The following is a 15,483-nucleotide window of genomic DNA, read 5'->3' on the forward strand; positions in this document are numbered from 1 at the left end:
GGCGTGCGGCTGCCGTTCTCCCTCGCGCACCCCCACCTGCTGACGCTCCTGCTCACCGTCGGGATCCTCGCGCTGATCACGACGGTCGTCGTGGCCGTGTCCCTGCCCTACCTGCTGTCCGGGTCCGGGTCGTGAAACCCGTCGGACGGGAGCGCGGACGGGCGGCGGTGGTCCTGTCGGGGGTGATCGCGGGTGTGGTCGCCGCGGTCGGACTCTGGGGCGCGGGGCGCGGGCTCGCCGGACTGGCGTACGACCAGCGCGATGACCGGCTCGTGGTGTGGTGGCTCCCGGTGGCCGCCGCGGCGGGCTTCGCCGTCTTCGACATCGGCCGACGGATGTGGGCGGCGGCGCTGTTCACCACGCTGGTCTGCCTGATGCCGATGCTGCGCCTGCACGTGCTGCACCAGGAAGCACTCCACGACCGGGGCCGGGTGGAACGGGCGGTGGTGACGGCGGAGTACGAGAGGGGCGCCCTGGACGCTGCCTCCTACTCGTACGACCTGAAGCTGCCCGGCGGGGCTCCGGCCGGCCGGCTGGACACCGGCGCGCGGCGACTGGCGGTGGGCCGTGCGGTGACCGTCACCGTCGATCCGCGCGGCGAGGTCGCCCCCGCGCTGGGCCGCCGCACCGGCACTCCCGCGGTGGGCCGCGCCCTGGAGACCGGCGTCGAGGCGGCGATGGCCCTGATGGCCGCGGGACTCGGCGCGGCGTGGGGAATGCGCCGAACCGGGGGGTGACCGGAGGGCGGATGGCGCCCACCGCGCCTCAGCCGAGGGCCGGTCCGACCGGAGAGCCGGTGGAGGCGCGGGTCACCAGTTCGGGGCGCAGCCGCTCGGACGTGGCACCGTCCCCGGCGATCAGACGCAGCAGTCGGCGTACGGCGATCCGGCCGAGGTCGGCCATGGGCGAGCGGACGCTGGTGAGGGGGACGGGCAGTTCGGCGGCGAGCGGGGTGTCGTTGTAGCCGGCCAGGGCCAGGTCCTCACCCAGGCGCAGGCCCAGGTCCCGGGCGGCGCCGATGGCGCCGATCGCGGCGAGGTCGTTGACGGCGAAGACCGCGGTCGGCCGGTCGGGGTGGCTGAGCAGCTCCGTGGCGGCGCGATGTCCGCCGGTGGTGTCGAAGCGGCAGTGGCGGACGCGGTGGGCGGGCAGGGGCAGTCCGGCCTCGCGGTAGCGGTCGGTGAAGCCGGCGGTGCGGTCGGCTCCGGTGCTGGCGAACGGCTCACCGGCGATGACGGCGACGCGCCGGTGTCCCAGGGCCAGGAAGTGCTCGGCCACCATCCGCCCGCCCAGATGGTCGTCGCAGGTCACGGCGGGGAGGTCGGTGCCGGTCCGGCGGTTGACGAGGACGAAGGGCACCCGCTCGAGCGGCGGACCGGCCAGCGTGGATCCGTCCAGATGCGCGTCACCGATGATCAGCCCGTCCACCCGGCGGCCCAGCATCATCGCGATCCGGTCGCGCTGCACGGCGGGATCGTCGTGGGTGTTGGTGACGAACGTGGAGAACCCGTGCTCGGTCGCCTCCTCCTCCACACCCTCGTAGATGGTCGCCACCACGATCTCCGCCAGCCGCGGGAACAGCACGCCGATCAGATTGCCGCGCTGGGTGCGCAGGCTGGTGGCGTGCGGGTTGGGTCGGTAGCCCAGTTCGTCGGCGAGCTCCTTGATCCGCCGGGCCGTCTCGCCGGACGCCGCGCGCCCCTGCTCCTGGGCCGGACCGTTCAGTACCCGGGAAACCGTCGAGACGTGCAGCCCCAGCCGCTGTGCGATCTCCTGCAACGTCACCGGACGCCCGTCGCCCGCCACACCCGACACCTGACACCGCCGTTCGCTCCGCGCACCTCGCCGTCGCCCCATTCTCACCGGCGGCCGAGAGACGAAGGACACGAAGGCCCCGCCACTCACCGTGAGTTCTGGTGAGCGGCGGGGCCTCGGCCACGGCTGTTCGCGGCTGTTTCCGCGGGTCAGGAGGGCGATCCGGCGCTCGTCGGAGCAAGTCCGATCCGCGCCGGATCACCCGCCTGTCACACGTCGAAGTACAGCTCGAACTCGTGCGGGTGCGGACGCAGCTGCAGCGGAGCGATCTCGTTCGCGCGCTTGAAGTCGATCCACGTCTCGATCAGGTCGGAGGTGAACACGTCACCGGCGAGCAGGAACTCGTGGTCGCGCTCCAGCGAGTCGAGGACGGCCGGGAGCGAGGTCGGGACCTGGGCGACGTTCGCGTGCTCCTCGGGAGCCAGCTCGTACAGGTCCTTGTCGATCGGCTCGGCCGGCTCGATCTTGTTCTTGATGCCGTCCAGGCCCGCGAGCAGCAGCGCCGCGAAGGCCAGGTACGGGTTGCCGGAGGCGTCGGGCGCGCGGAACTCGACGCGCTTGGCCTTCGGGTTCGAGCCCGTGATCGGGATGCGCATGGCCGCGGAGCGGTTGCGCTGCGAGTACACCAGGTTCACCGGCGCCTCGAAGCCCGGCACCAGGCGGTGGTACGAGTTCACGGTCGGGTTGGTGAAGGCCAGCAGCGACGGGGCGTGCTTGAGGATGCCGCCGATGTAGTAGCGGGCGGTGTCCGACAGGCCGGCGTAGCCCTGCTCGTCGTAGAACAGCGGGTCGCCGTTGCTCCACAGCGACTGGTGCACGTGCATGCCCGAGCCGTTGTCGCCGAAGATCGGCTTCGGCATGAAGGTCGCGGTCTTGCCGTTGCGCCAGGCGACGTTCTTCACGATGTACTTGAAGAGCTGGAGGTCGTCGGCGGCGGCGAGCAGCGTGTTGAACTTGTAGTTGATCTCGGCCTGGCCGGCGGTGCCGACCTCGTGGTGCTGGCGCTCGACCTGCAGGCCGGCCTTGGCCAGCTCCAGGGAGATCTCGGCGCGCAGGTCGGCGAAGTGGTCGACCGGCGGGACCGGGAAGTAGCCGCCCTTGTAGCGGACCTTGTAACCACGGTTGTCCTCGAGGGCGCCGGTGTTCCAGGCGCCCGCCTCGGAGTCGATGTGGTAGAAGGACTCGTTCTCCGACGTCTTGAAGCGCACGTTGTCGAAGACGTAGAACTCGGCCTCCGGACCGAAGTACGCGGTGTCCGCGATACCGGTGGAGGCCAGGTAGGCCTCGGCCTTCTTCGCCACGTTGCGCGGGTCACGGGAGTACTGCTCGCCCGTGATCGGGTCGTGGATGAAGAAGTTGATGTTGAGCGTCTTGTCCCGGCGGAACGGGTCGATGCGCGCGGTCGACAGGTCGGGGCGCAGCGCCATGTCGGACTCGTGGATGGCCTGGAAGCCGCGGATCGACGAACCGTCGAACGCCTGCTCGTCGTCGGGGTCGAACGCTTCGGCAGGCAGCGAGAAGTGCTGCATGACGCCCGGCAGGTCGCAGAAGCGGACGTCGATGAACTTGACGTCCTCGTCCGCGATGAACTTCTTGGCCTCGTCGGCGTTCTGGAACATCCAGCTCCTCCTACTCCCGACCGTCCTGCCGGGGTGGTAGTTCTTTCGTGCGGCCAGTGCGGTGGCACACGGTGCCCTCGACACTAGATACGGGTGATTTCTCAGGCGTGACCCATTTGTTTCGCACAAGTTAACCGGACTCGGGCTGCTCCACCCCCACCTGTCCGGATCGCGAAACGTGGGCAGTACGGTGGACGCGTGGACAAGAGGGAAGCGATCGGATCCTGGCTCTCGGGCCCCCGCGCGGCCGCCGAGGACGCCGGAGTCGACTTCGGATACCGCGGCGAGCAACTCGGCCTGCCGGAGGAGGGGCCGGGCTCGATCGCCCGCCCGGGACGGCGCCTCGGCGCCCTGGCCGTCGACTGGGGCCTGTGCCTGCTGATCGCATACGGCCTCGTCACCCATGGCTACGACCGGTCGACCGGCAACTGGGCGCTGCTCGTCTTCTTCGTGCTGGGCGCCCTGACGGTCGGCACGGTCGGCTTCACTCCCGGAAAGCGCCTCTTCGGTCTCCGGGTCGTCGCCCTGGACACCGGCCGTGTACAACCGCTGCGCGCGCTGCTGCGCACGGCGCTGCTGTGCCTGGCGGTCCCCGCCCTGATCTGGGACCGCGACGGCCGCGGCCTGCACGACCGCCTGGCCCGCACGGTCGAGGTCCGCATCTAGCGGACACCCGGCGGACGTCCGTCGCATACGGCGATGGGGCCGCCCGGAGTGATCCGGGCGGCCCCATCGCCGCACGGGCGTCGGTCGGGCAGCGGCCTGAAGGGGCGCGGGGAACTGCGCGAACGGCCACGACGGCGCCGCAGCGGTCCGACGGCACGACGCGGCACGTCCGACGGCAGGACGCGGCACGTCCGACGGCAGGACGCGGCACGTCCGGCGGCACCACGCGGCAGGTCCGACGCGTCCGACGGGGTATCCGGCGGAGCGCTCAGCGGGCCTTCGGGCCGCCCTTCGGGAGCTTCATGCCCCGCGGCATCGGCCCCTTCGGCAGCGGCATGTTGCTCATCAGGTCGCCGAGCGCGCGCAGCCGGTCGTTGGTCGCGGTGACCTGGGGGCCGGTGAGCACCCGCGGGAACTTCAGCATCGTGGTCCGCAGCTTCTTCAGCTCGACCTGGCCCTCGCCCGTGCCGACGATCACGTCGTGCACCGGCACGTCCGCGACGATGCGGTTCATCTTCTTCTTCTCGGCGGCCAGCAGGCTCTTGACCCGGTTCGGGTTGCCCTCGGCGACCAGGACGATGCCGGCCTTGCCGACGGCCCGGTGCACCACGTCCTGGCTGCGGTTCATCGCCACCGCGGGGGTCGTCGTCCAGCCCCGGCCGATGTTGTCGAGCACGGCCGCGGCGGCGCCCGGCTGGCCCTCCATCTGCCCGAAGGCCGCTCGCTCGGCCCGGCGCCCGAACACGATCGCCGTCGCGAGGAAAGCGAGCAGGAAGCCCAGGATTCCGAGATAGATGGGGTGACCGATCAAGAAACCGATCGCGAGGAAGACACCGAGGGTGGTGATGCCGACAGCCGCGAGTACAAGACCGATCTTCTTGTCGGCCCTGCGGGTCATCTTGTAGGTCAGGGCGATCTGCTTCAGTCGCCCGGTGTTCGCAGCGTCCGCTGCGGTTTCCTTCCTCGCCATGCCACGAAGTCTACGTGGCCCCGGGAGCGTCGACGACGGCGGTGCCGGTGGGGAAGGGGCGCGGGAGGATCGGGGAGGCCCCTCAGACGCTCCGGCCGCTCGGTCGCTCGGTCGCTCGACCGCTCGACCCGGCCGCTCAGCTGCCCGGCCGCTCGGCGCGGTCGCTCAGCCGCGCGGGCTCTCGGTCGCGGCGGGCGCGCGGAGGCGCATCGCGGTGGCGGTCTGTTCGAGGACCCGCTGGGCCTCGACCCGGTCCTTGGCCCGGCGGCGGTCCTCCAGGACGGAGGTCCAGGCGTTGCGGCGGGCGGTGCGCTGGCCGCTGCTCATCAGCAGCGACTCGACGGCGCGCAGGGCGTCGGTGAAGGACGGAATGGCGGTTGCCCGGACGGGCGGCGCTGCCTGCATGGTGGAGGTCCCCCCTCGGTACGGTTCCGGGTGCGGATGTACGTGGCGTGATTCCAGGGTCACTGTTCGGTGTTACCAGGGCGTGACCGACCGGTCAAACGCCCATGAAGCGCCGATGCGCGCTGATGAGCGGGCGGTGAACGCCGACGCGGCCCCGGCCGAAGCCCTCATCTGCGAGGACGGCCGGGACCGCGTCGATCCGGTCGCTACCGGTCGGTAGGATCTTGTGCGCGAATTCACACGCTTGGCGCACACCGTGCGGGGCGCGCCGGCTGACGGACTGTCAGGCAGGTCACACGGCCTGCGGGGCGACGTGCGCGTCCCCCGGCTGCGGAGCGGCCGACTGACGCAGCTCCACGGCCATCCGGTACAGCCGCCCGGCGCGGTAGGAGGAGCGCACCAGCGGGCCGGACATGACCCCGGAGAAGCCGATCTGCTCGGCCTCCTCCTTCAGCTCGACGAACTCCTGCGGCTTGACCCAGCGCTCCACCGGGTGGTGGCGCACGGACGGGCGCAGGTACTGCGTGATGGTGACCAGCTCGCAGCCGGCGTCGTGCAGCTGCCGCAGCGCGTCGCTGACCTCCTCGCGGGTCTCGCCCATGCCGAGGATGAGGTTGGACTTGGTGACCAGGCCGTAGTCGCGGGCGGCCGTGATGACCTTCAGCGAGCGCTCGTAGCGGAAGCCGGGGCGGATCCGCTTGAAGATCCGCGGGACCGTCTCGACGTTGTGCGCGAAGACCTCCGGCCGGGAGGAGAAGACCTCCTGGAGCTGCTCGGGGACCGCGTTGAAGTCGGGGGCCAGCAGCTCGACCTTGGTGCGCCCGCCCTCGCGGCCGGCGGTCTGCTCGTGGATCTGCCGCACGGTCTCGGCGTACAGCCAGGCGCCGCCGTCCTCGAGGTCGTCGCGGGCGACGCCGGTGATGGTGGCGTAGTTCAGGTCCATCGTGACCACGGACTCGCCGACGCGGCGCGGCTCGTCGCGGTCGAGCGCCTCGGGCTTGCCGGTGTCGATCTGGCAGAAGTCGCAGCGCCGGGTGCACTGGTCGCCGCCGATGAGGAAGGTCGCCTCGCGGTCCTCCCAGCACTCGTAGATGTTCGGGCAGCCCGCTTCCTGGCAGACCGTGTGCAGGCCCTCGCTCTTCACGAGGTTCTGCATCTTGGTGTACTCGGGGCCCATTTTCGCCCGGGTCTTGATCCACTCGGGCTTGCGCTCGATGGGGGTCTGGCTGTTGCGGACCTCCAGGCGCAGCATCTTGCGTCCGTCGGGGGTGACTGCGGACACAGCGGCTCCCTGTAGCTTTCGATTCCTCGGCGTACACCAGGGTACGCCCGTGATGTGTACGGCCTTCCGGCCGGGCCGACCCCCGGCGGTGGGGGCCCGTTCCCCTTACGCGGAAGCCCGCTCGATCTCCCGCGGCTTCGGCTCCGCGGTCTCCAGGACGTCCCTCAGATGCCGTTCCACCACCGGCAGCACCTCGTCGATCGTGACGTCCCGGCCCAGTTCGCCGGCCAGCGAGGCGACCCCCGCGTCCCGGATCCCGCACGGGATGATCTTGTCGAACCAGCGGTTGTCCGGGTTCACGTTCAGGGCGAAGCCGTGCATGGTGACGCCCTTGGCGACCCGGATGCCGATCGCGGCGATCTTGCGGTCCTCGCGGCGCTGGCCGGCGTTGGAGGGCGCGTACTCGGGGCCGTTGAGCCGCGGGTCGAACTCCTCGTCGTGCAGCCGGGGGTCGAAGTCCAGCGACAGCCCGCCCAGCGCGGGGCGCCGCTCCACCGGGTCGCCGAGCACCCACACGCCGCTGCGGCCCTCGACCCGGGTGGTCTCCAGGCCGAACTCCGCGCAGGTGCGGATCAGGGCCTCCTCGAGCCGGCGTACGTGCGCCACCACGTCCACCGGACGCGGCAGCTTCAGGATCGGGTAGCCCACCAGCTGGCCCGGGCCGTGCCAGGTGATCTTGCCGCCGCGGTCGACGTCGACGACCGGGGTGCCGTCCAGCGGGCGCTCGTCGTCCGCGGTGCGCCGGCCGGCGGTGTAGACCGGCGGGTGCTCCAGCAGCAGCACGGTGTCGGGGATCTCGTCCGCGAAGCGCGCCGCGTGCACCCGGCGCTGTTCGTCCCACGCCTGCCGGTACTCGACCGCCTGCGCGCCGAACCCCATCTGGACGAACCGCAACTCGCTCACGGCAAGCGCCTCCCTCGAATCCGTAAGGCATGACATGCGCCCACGCCACTGTACGTCCGCCCGGACCGCGTCAGCTCCATGGTCAATCCTCACACGATCGGATGAATGAAGGTCGAAATGTGCGACCGGGCGCTCACGCTCCGCTACATTCGCGCCGTTCACCAGGCCATAAGGGCTGCTCACAGGCAATCCGGGCACCACGGACTCCTTCGAGGCCGCTGGGGGTCCGAAAGGCAGGAGACCGCACCGCAGATGACGGAACGACCCGCGCAGCGCACTCCCAACCGACAGCTCGCCGCGCTCATCGCAGAAGCGGGCTTCTCCAACGCGGGTCTCGCCCGCCGGGTGGACCAGCTCGGCCTGGAACACGGCCTGGATCTCAGATACGACAAGACCTCCGTCACCCGGTGGCTGCGCGGCCAGCAGCCCCGCGGCACCACCCCCGCCCTGATCGCCGAGGTCTTCACCCGACGCCTCGGCCGCCGCCTCACCGCCCAGGACCTCGGCCTGGAAGCCTGCGCGCCGGTCTACGCGGGGCTGGAGTTCGCCGGCACCCCGGAGGAGGCCGTCGACATCGTCAGCGGGCTGTGGCGCAAGGACTCCGGCAGCCACGCCGAGCTGCGCAAGATCGCGTTCACCCCGGCGGGGCTCGTGGTGCCCAGCCGGGACTGGCTGATCGGCCGCGCCGACGACCGCGTCGCCCGCGGCGAGCAGCCGTCCCCGGCCGTCGAGGCCGCCCGGGCGGGCCGGACCCCCGCCGTCCCCGCCCGGGGCCGCCCCGTGGTGCCCCGCCAGCGCGGCGCCGAACGCTCACCCGGCCAGAAGGTCACCGCCGGCGACGTCGCCGCGCTGCGCTCGGTCGCCGACCTGTTCCGCGCCCTCGACCACATGTACGGCGGCGGCCACGCCCGGCAGGCCCTGGTGCGCTACCTGGAGCACGAGTGCGAGCCGATGCTGCGCGGCACCTACGGCGAGCAGACCGGCCGCCGCCTGTTCGCCGCCACCGCCGACCTGACCCGGCTCGCGGGCTGGACGTCGTACGACATCGCCGCGCACGGACTCGCCCAGCGCTACTTCGTGCAGGCGCTGCGGCTCGCCCAGGCCGCCGGCGACCGGGCCTACGGCAGCTATGTCCTGGTCACCATGAGCCGGCAGGCCGTCTACCTGGGCCACGGCCGCGAGGCCGTGCAGCTCGCACGCGTGGCCCAGCAGGGCGTCGGCACCGGCGCCCCGCCGCTCGTGCAGGCGCTGCTGCACGCGGCCGAGGCGCGCGGGCACGGCGTGCTCGGCGAGGTGCGCAACTGCACCGCCTCGCTGGTGCGCGCCGAACGCGCCCTGGAGACGGCCCGCCCCGGCGACGAGGTCCCGTCCTGGGCGCGCTCCTTCGACGAGGCGCAGCTCGCCGACGAGTTCGGGCACTGCCACCGGGACCTGCAGCAGTTCCGCGCGGCCGCCCAGCACGCCGAGCGCTCCCTGCAACTGCGCGCGCCCTCCTACGCGCGCAGCCGCCTGTTCAGCCGTGTCGTGCTCGCCTCCGCCCGGCTCGGCCTCGGCGAACTCGACGAGGCCTGCCGGCTCGGCGTGGAGGCCGCCGCGCAGTCCGCGGAGATGCGGTCGGTCCGGGCGGTCGAGTACGTCAAGGACTTCGAGCGCCGGCTCGAGCCGTACAAGGACGCGGCGCCGGTGCGGGGCTACCGGGACAAGATCGCGGCACTGCAGTAGACCGGCCCGTCGCGGACCGGCCCGTCGCGGACCGGTCACGTCCCGGACCGGTCACGTCCCGGACCGGTCACGTCCCGGACCGGTCACGTCCCGGACCGGCGCCTCAGGCCGCCTCGCGCAGCGCGGTGCCCGGCGGTTCGGCCCGGTGCATCGAGCCCGCGCCCAGGTCGGCCAGGATCGCCGCGGAGGCCCGGTGGCCGGAGTGCAGGGCACCCTGGACCGTGCTGGTGTCGCGGTGGTCGCCGCACACGTACAGGCCCGCCAGCAGGCGTACCGGCCGCCGCAGGTCGTGCGGTGGCCGCATGGCCGGCACGGCCTCGGCGGTGTGGTGCACGGCGAGGGTCTCCCAGCGCGCCGTCGAGGTGCCGTACAGCCGGGCCAGGTGCATGCGCACGGCCGTGTCGAGCTCCGGCGAGGGCGGGCCGAGGACCGTCGAGGAGACCAGGGTGCGGCCCGCGGGCGCGCGGGAGGGATCGACCCGGCTGACGACCGCGGTGTGCGCGACCGGGCCGCCCCGGTCCGCGTCGAGCAGCAGGAAGGCTCCCGTGCCGGGCGGCTCGTCGGTCGCGTGGTGCACCACCGTCACCGGGTGGAAGTCCGGCACGCGCAGACCGGGCAGCAGCTCCGCGGCGGCCCGCGCGCCGGTCGCCAGCAGCACCGCCCGGCAGCGGATCTCGCCGTGCTCGGCGGTGGTCACACCGTTCGTGGAGACGGAGGTGACCCGGACGCCGGTGTGCACGGTGCCCGGCGGCAGCCCCCGGGCGAGCAGTTCCGGCAGCGCCTCGGCGCCGCCCTCCGGCAGGCACAGCCGCCCGCTCGCGTACGCGCGCAACGCGAGGTCGGCGACCCTGCTGGACGTGGTCAGCTCCGGGTCGCACAGCAGCGCGGCGAGCAGCGGGCGCAGGAACCCGTCGACCGTGCGGGCGGGCAGGCCGCGGGCCGCCAGGGCCTGCCCGGCGGGCAGCTCCGGCCGGGCCAGCAGCCGTTCGGCGCGGGTGGCGGCCAGGCGTGCCAGGGCGGTGCCCAGGCGGGCCTGGTCGACAGCGGTGCCCAGCGGGGCGCCGGACCGGGGAGCGCTCCGGGAGGGGGTGCTCGCCAGCGCGCGCACCGCGTGGAGTGCGCCCCGTGCGCCCCCCGTGGTCGCGGGAAGTCCGGCGCGGTGCCTGCGCCCGTCGCTGTGCAGCAGGACACCCGGGGCGAAGGGCCGCAGGACCAGCCCGTCGAGACCGGGTGTCAGACGTAGTTCGGGATACGCCGTGCACAGCAGCTGTCCGACGCGGTCGAGCCGGAACCCGTCGACCTTCTCCGTGGCCATGCGGCCGCCGGCGCACGGGCCGGCCTCCAGGACCGTGGTCGTCACTCCTGCGCTGGTCAGCCGGTGCGCCGCGGAGAGCCCGGCTAGCCCGGCTCCCACGATGACGACGTCCGCCCGGTACATGGGCTCAAGCACGTGCCCCTCCTCGAGGTTGCGCGGCCGGTGGAGACGTGATGCCCCCGACAGGCTCCGGGAATACCCGAGTTCGGGTCGAGGTTAGGGCCGTGACCGACCGTCGGCAGTCGCGCACGGACAGGGCACGGTCGCACACCGGTCGCATGCGGTCATGCCCCGGCACCCGCCGCGCTCCGCCGTCGCCGGGCTCGACGGACGCCGTGTTCCGCTGTCGCCGTGTCCGGCACCCGCCGCGCTCCGCTGTCGCCGGGCTCGACGGACGCCGTGTTCCGCTGTCGCCGGGCTCGGTGGTGGCCGGGCTTCGCTGTCGCCGTGTCCGGCACCCGCCGCGCTCTGCTGTCGCCGGGCTCGGTGGTGGCCGGGCTCTGCTGTCGCCGTGTCCGGCACCCGCCGGGCTCTGCTGTCGCCGGGCTCGGTGGTGGCCGGGCTCTGCTGTCGCCGTGTCCGGCACCCGCCGGGCTCTGCTGTCGCCGGGCTCGGCACCCGCCGGGCTCTGCTGTCGCCGGGCTCGGTGGTGGCCGGGCTTCGCCGCCGCCGGGCTCGACGGACGCCGTGTTCCGCTGTCGCCGTGTCCGGCACCCGCCGCGCCCGGCACCCGCCGCGCCCGGCGACCGCCGCGCCCCGTGGGCGCTACGGCTGCGTTTCCGCTGCCCTGATCGAGTCCTCGATGTCCGGGAACGCGAACGCGAACCCCGACGCCAGCAGCCGGGCCGGCAGCACCCGTGCGCTGCCCAGCACGTCCCCGGCCATCTCGCCGAGCACCGTCCGCAGCACCGCCGCCGGCACCGGCAGCAGCGTCGGCCGGTGCAGCACGCGCCCCATCGCCGCGGTGATCTCCCGGTTGGTCCGCGGATGGGGGGCGGTCAGGTTGACCGGCCCGGACAGGCCGTCGGTGTCGATCAGATGCCGCAGGGCGGCCACCTCGTCATGCAGCGAGATGTACGACCAGTACTGCCGCCCGTCGCCCATCCGCCCGCCGAGCCCCGCCTTGAACAGCGGGAACAGCCGGGCCCAGGCCCCGCCGGAACGGGCCACCACCAGCCCCGTCCGCGCGAACACCGTGCGCACGCCCGCCTCCTGGGCGGGCGCCGCCGCGCCCTCCCACTCCACGCACAGCGCGGGCAGGAAGCCCTCCCCGGGCGGCGCGCTCTCGTCGACCGCGCGGTCGCCGGTGTCGCCGTAGAAGCCGATCGCGCTGCCGTTCACGAACACCCGCGGCCTGCGCTCCAGCGCGGCGACCGCCTCCGCCAGCGTCGAGGTGCCGCGCACCCGGCTGTCGCGGACCGTCCGCTTGTACTCCTCCGTCCACCGCCGGTCGCCCACCCCGGCGCCCGCGAGGTTGACCACCGCGTCGCACCCGGCGAGCCCGGCCGCGTCCACGTACCCCTCCTCGGGGTTCCAGCGCACCTCGTCCCGCTCCCGCGCCGCCCGGCGGACCAGCCGCACCACCTCGTGCCCGTCGGCCCGCAGGGACCGCACCAGCGCCGAGCCGATCAGACCCGAGGCGCCGGCCACCGCGATTCGTGAACTCTCCATGATCCCCATCCTGTACGGGCGTGTCAGGTCCCGGTCCGGTTCCGGGGCCCCCTCATAGAGTGACCGTCATGTCCGCCACACACATACGCCACGCCACGTACGCCGACGAGGACGCCCTGTGCCTGCTCGACCGGGCGACCTGGTCCCCCCTGCACGCGGTCACCCCGCCCCCGCGGGAGCCGTACGAGCCCTTCTTCCGGGAGACCGCGGGCCCCGGCGACCACCTGGTCGCCGAGACCGACGGCCGTGTCGTGGGCTACATCCGCCTCGGCTTCCCCACCGAACTGGCGTCCAACGCGCACGTCCGGCAGATCCGCGGGCTGGCGGTGGCCGAGGAGGCCCGCGGCAGGGGCGTCGGCCGGGCGCTGCTGCGCGCCGCCGTCGAGGAGGCCCGCGACCGCGGCGCCCGCCGCATCACCCTGCGGGTACTGGGCCACAACACCGCCGCCCGCAAGCTGTACGAGTCCGAGGGCTTCGTCGTCGAGGGCGTACAGCCGGAGGAGTTCTGCCTGGACGGCGCGTACGTCGACGACGTCCTCATGGGCCGCTTCCTGTGACCCCGGGTTCCTGCCCCGGGGCTCCCGCGGCCGTCAGTTCCTGAGCGCCCTCAGGAACTGACCAGGCCGCCCGTGTCCACCGGCGCCGTCGCCGTGGCGGCGCGCCCGGCGTCGGAGGCCACCTCGGCGGCCGTCAGGACGTAGCCCGTCCCGTCGTCGGAGGTGGAGCGGGCGAAGACGACACCGTAGACCCGGCCGTCGGTGGTCAGCAGCGGGCCGCCGGAGTTGCCGGGGCGGACGGTGGAGCGGATCGCGTAGATCTCCCGCGTCACCGTCGACTCGTTGTAGATGTCCCGGCCGGTCGCCCGCACCCGGTTCGCCACCGTCGCCGCCTGCAGGTTCAGGTCGCCGTCCTGCGGATAGCCGGCCACCACCGCCGAGTCCCCGCGCGCCGCGCCGTCGTCGAAGCGGAGCACGGGGGCGGTCAGCCCCGGCACGTACAGCACGGCCACGTCCCGCTCGGGGTCGAACAGCACCACGCGCGCCTCGTACAACGGCCCGACCCCGCCCACCCGCACGCTCGGGGCGTCGATGCCGGCCACCACGTGGGCGTTGGTCATCACGTGCTCCCGGGCGTACACGAACCCGCTGCCCTCCCGGCCCTGGTCGCCGGAGACGCCCTCGATCTTCACGGTGCTCAGCTTCGCCGCGTTCGTCGCGCTCGCCGTGACGCTGTCGCCGGAGGGCTCGGCCACCCGCGCCGTCGACTCGTTCTCGAAGGGGTTGAAGACCTGCGGGAAGCCCGCCCGGTCCAGCGCCGACGTCGCCCGCGAGAACCACGCCGGCGTGGTCTGCGGCATCGCCTCCTGCACCGTGCCGAGCAGCGCCGAGTCCCGGATCGCCGTCGTGACCACCGGCGACGAGGACGCGCCCAGCACGCTCGCCGCCACCCACGCCACGATCAGCACCGCCACCGTGTTGGCCGCGGCCCCGCCGACCCCGTCCGCCACCCGCAGCGGCCCCCGGTCCAGCTCGCGGCGCAGCAGCAGCGCCAGCCGGCCCGCCAGCTCGTGCCCCAGCACGGCCGGCACCAGCACGGTCAGCACCGCGGTCACGGTCGCGCGGGTGGTCCCCGGCGTCACCAGGCCCATCACCGACGGCAGCACCCACACACCGACGACCGCGCCGCCGACGAACCCGGCCAGCGAGACGCAGCCGGCCACCAGCCCGCGCCGGTAACCGGACACCGCGTAGGCCGCGACCACCAGCAACAGGAGGATGTCGAGCAGGTCCACCAGGCCGCCTTTCTCTCGGACCCCTCAGTACGGACGGGACGGGCCCGCTGATCAGTCACGCGCGCGTGCGGCGCCCGGAACCGGGCCACGCGTGCGTGTATCCCGAAAAACGTCGCGGACCGGGACGATGGTTCCACCGGGTGGCACACCACACATCGCGGACGCGGGGGATCGGCCCGACAGTGGGACCATGCGTGTCTTCCGACCGGCCTTACGAAGAGCGCGCAGGGCGCGCAGGCGAGCCGTGGCGCGCATACGCCGGCTGCCCCACGCCACGCGGGTGACGCTCGTCTGCCTGCCCGCGCTGGCCGCCGTCCTCGTGCTGGCGCTGTTCGTGAGCGACGCCGGCCGGCCGGCCGCCGTCCACCGCCCCCGGCCCGCCCCCGCGACCCGCCCCGCCCAGCCCCCGGCCGCCCGGCCGCCCATCGTGCCCCGCTCGGCCTGGCTCGGCCCCGCGCGGCTGCACCCCCAGCCGCCCCCGCGCTACGCCGACGAGGTCATCGCCGTCGTCGTCCACCACACCGACTCGCCCAACGGGTACGCGTGCGCCGACGCGCCCCGCGTCATCCGCCGCATCTACGACGAGCAGACCGGCGTCCGGGGATGGGACGACATCGGCTACAACTTCCTCGTCGACCGCTGCGGCACCATCTACGAGGGCCGCGCCGGAGGCGTCGACCGTCCCGTCGTCGGCGCCCACACCCAGGGCTTCAACCACCGCACGGCCGGCGTCGCCGCCATCGGCACCTTCACGGCCGGCATGACCGTCCCGAAGGCCATGACCGACGCGATCGCCGCCGTCGCCGCCTGGAAGCTGGGCCTGGCCGGCGTCGACCCGCGCACCATCGTCCACCTGATCTCCAGCAGCGGCCTCAGCCGCTATCCCGCCGGCGCCTCCGCCGCGCTGCCCGCGATCGCCGGCCACGACGACGGCTACCGGACGAGCTGCCCGGGCGCCGCGCTGTCCGCCCGCCTGCCGGAGATCAGGGAGCTGGCGGCGCGGTTGCAGGGCCGCTCGTCACACCCACAGCGACGCCACAGCCGACGCGCAGGGCACGCAGATCCCGCCCGTCTACGGTCGTGACCACAAGCCGACCGGAGGTGGGGAACATGAGCGACATCAGCAGCAGGGGACGTTTCTGGACGGTGGTCTGCGCGGTCGCGACCGTCGTCCTCGGCCCGGCCGCCGCCACGGCGTCCGCGCTCGACCAGGCCAACAAGGCGCCGCTGCACCACGCGGTGGCGGCCGAACGGACGCAGGCGTACCTTCCCTCGGAACCGACCGGCCGCCGGCGCACCGCCGCCTGAGCGGTCGGTCGGCGC

16 protein-coding genes are annotated in these 15,483 nt (G+C 73.5%); 7 read left to right on the forward strand and 9 right to left on the reverse strand.

From position 1 onward, the window contains the following. The first annotated feature begins 3 nt into the window (after positions 1 to 3). Positions 4 to 135 (forward strand): hypothetical protein, encoded by a 132-nt coding sequence (locus ACH4ZX_RS09580; RefSeq protein ID WP_398270072.1) that lies wholly within the window; start codon positions 4 to 6, stop codon positions 133 to 135. Then, positions 132 to 737: a hypothetical protein gene (locus ACH4ZX_RS09585; protein ID WP_398270075.1), complete on the forward strand. Its 606-nt coding sequence runs from the start codon at positions 132 to 134 to the stop codon at positions 735 to 737. Before ACH4ZX_RS09580 ends, ACH4ZX_RS09585 begins: the two co-directional genes overlap by 4 nt. Positions 738 to 765: 28 nt before the next feature. On the opposite strand, the gene ACH4ZX_RS09590 is transcribed toward ACH4ZX_RS09585, so the two are convergent. Together ACH4ZX_RS09590 and glnA are read right to left on the reverse strand one after the other, a co-directional pair. Then, positions 766 to 1,815 (reverse strand): LacI family DNA-binding transcriptional regulator, encoded by a 1,050-nt coding sequence (locus tag ACH4ZX_RS09590; RefSeq protein ID WP_398270078.1) that lies wholly within the window; start codon positions 1,813 to 1,815, stop codon positions 766 to 768. Between the two features lie 209 nt (positions 1,816 to 2,024). Then, positions 2,025 to 3,434, reverse strand: coding sequence for a type I glutamate--ammonia ligase (glnA, locus tag ACH4ZX_RS09595; RefSeq protein WP_398270081.1), 1,410 nt, complete (start codon positions 3,432 to 3,434; stop codon positions 2,025 to 2,027). A gap of 198 nt (positions 3,435 to 3,632) precedes the next feature. Here glnA and ACH4ZX_RS09600 point away from each other — a divergent pair, with 198 nt between their 5' ends. Continuing rightward, positions 3,633 to 4,100 (forward strand): RDD family protein, encoded by a 468-nt coding sequence (locus ACH4ZX_RS09600; RefSeq protein ID WP_398270084.1) that lies wholly within the window; start codon positions 3,633 to 3,635, stop codon positions 4,098 to 4,100. Between the two features lie 268 nt (positions 4,101 to 4,368). On the opposite strand, the gene ACH4ZX_RS09605 is transcribed toward ACH4ZX_RS09600, so the two are convergent. The 4 genes from ACH4ZX_RS09605 to lipB all read right to left on the reverse strand — a co-directional run bounded on the left by ACH4ZX_RS09605 (position 4,369) and on the right by lipB (position 7,660). Further along, positions 4,369 to 5,070: a DUF4191 domain-containing protein gene (locus ACH4ZX_RS09605; RefSeq protein WP_398270087.1), complete on the reverse strand. Its 702-nt coding sequence runs from the start codon at positions 5,068 to 5,070 to the stop codon at positions 4,369 to 4,371. A 165-nt stretch (positions 5,071 to 5,235) separates the two neighbouring features. Beyond that, the gene (locus ACH4ZX_RS09610; RefSeq protein WP_398270090.1) at positions 5,236 to 5,475 is read right to left on the reverse strand and encodes a hypothetical protein; all 240 of its coding nucleotides are present in this window, start codon (positions 5,473 to 5,475) and stop codon (positions 5,236 to 5,238) included. A gap of 292 nt (positions 5,476 to 5,767) precedes the next feature. Next, entirely contained in the window at positions 5,768 to 6,757 is a 990-nt protein-coding gene (lipA, locus tag ACH4ZX_RS09615; RefSeq protein WP_398270093.1) for a lipoyl synthase, read from the reverse strand. A gap of 105 nt (positions 6,758 to 6,862) precedes the next feature. Further along, complete coding sequence (gene lipB / locus ACH4ZX_RS09620; protein ID WP_398270096.1) at positions 6,863 to 7,660, reverse strand: lipoyl(octanoyl) transferase LipB; 798 nt, start codon at positions 7,658 to 7,660, stop codon at positions 6,863 to 6,865. 252 nt (positions 7,661 to 7,912) lie between these two features. Here lipB and ACH4ZX_RS09625 point away from each other — a divergent pair, with 252 nt between their 5' ends. After that, entirely contained in the window at positions 7,913 to 9,382 is a 1,470-nt protein-coding gene (locus tag ACH4ZX_RS09625) for a regulator (RefSeq protein WP_398270099.1), read from the forward strand. 103 nt (positions 9,383 to 9,485) lie between these two features. Here the strand turns inward: ACH4ZX_RS09625 and ACH4ZX_RS09630 are convergent, their stop codons facing one another. Both ACH4ZX_RS09630 and ACH4ZX_RS09635 read right to left on the reverse strand, forming a co-directional pair. Beyond that, positions 9,486 to 10,832 (reverse strand): NAD(P)/FAD-dependent oxidoreductase, encoded by a 1,347-nt coding sequence (locus ACH4ZX_RS09630; protein ID WP_398270102.1) that lies wholly within the window; start codon positions 10,830 to 10,832, stop codon positions 9,486 to 9,488. A gap of 630 nt (positions 10,833 to 11,462) precedes the next feature. Next, a complete protein-coding gene (locus ACH4ZX_RS09635) occupies positions 11,463 to 12,368 on the reverse strand; it encodes a TIGR01777 family oxidoreductase (protein WP_398270105.1) in 906 nt (301 codons plus the stop codon). A 68-nt stretch (positions 12,369 to 12,436) separates the two neighbouring features. Here ACH4ZX_RS09635 and ACH4ZX_RS09640 point away from each other — a divergent pair, with 68 nt between their 5' ends. Next, entirely contained in the window at positions 12,437 to 12,925 is a 489-nt protein-coding gene (locus ACH4ZX_RS09640; protein WP_398270108.1) for a GNAT family N-acetyltransferase, read from the forward strand. 50 nt (positions 12,926 to 12,975) lie between these two features. Here the strand turns inward: ACH4ZX_RS09640 and ACH4ZX_RS09645 are convergent, their stop codons facing one another. Continuing rightward, on the reverse strand, positions 12,976 to 14,160 hold the full coding sequence (locus tag ACH4ZX_RS09645) for a MarP family serine protease (RefSeq protein WP_398270111.1): 1,185 nt from the start codon (positions 14,158 to 14,160) through the stop codon (positions 12,976 to 12,978). A gap of 190 nt (positions 14,161 to 14,350) precedes the next feature. Between ACH4ZX_RS09645 and ACH4ZX_RS09650 the strand changes: the two genes are divergently transcribed. Continuing rightward, positions 14,351 to 15,244, forward strand: a complete 894-nt coding sequence (locus ACH4ZX_RS09650; RefSeq protein WP_398270114.1) for a peptidoglycan recognition protein — start codon at positions 14,351 to 14,353, stop codon at positions 15,242 to 15,244. A 26-nt stretch (positions 15,245 to 15,270) separates the two neighbouring features. Next, a complete protein-coding gene (locus tag ACH4ZX_RS09655; RefSeq protein ID WP_398270117.1) occupies positions 15,271 to 15,468 on the forward strand; it encodes a hypothetical protein in 198 nt (65 codons plus the stop codon). The last annotated feature ends 15 nt before the right edge of the window (positions 15,469 to 15,483 follow it).

It is taken from the genome of Streptomyces sp. NPDC020490, assembly GCF_044335305.1.
Classification (GTDB): domain Bacteria; phylum Actinomycetota; class Actinomycetes; order Streptomycetales; family Streptomycetaceae; genus Streptomyces.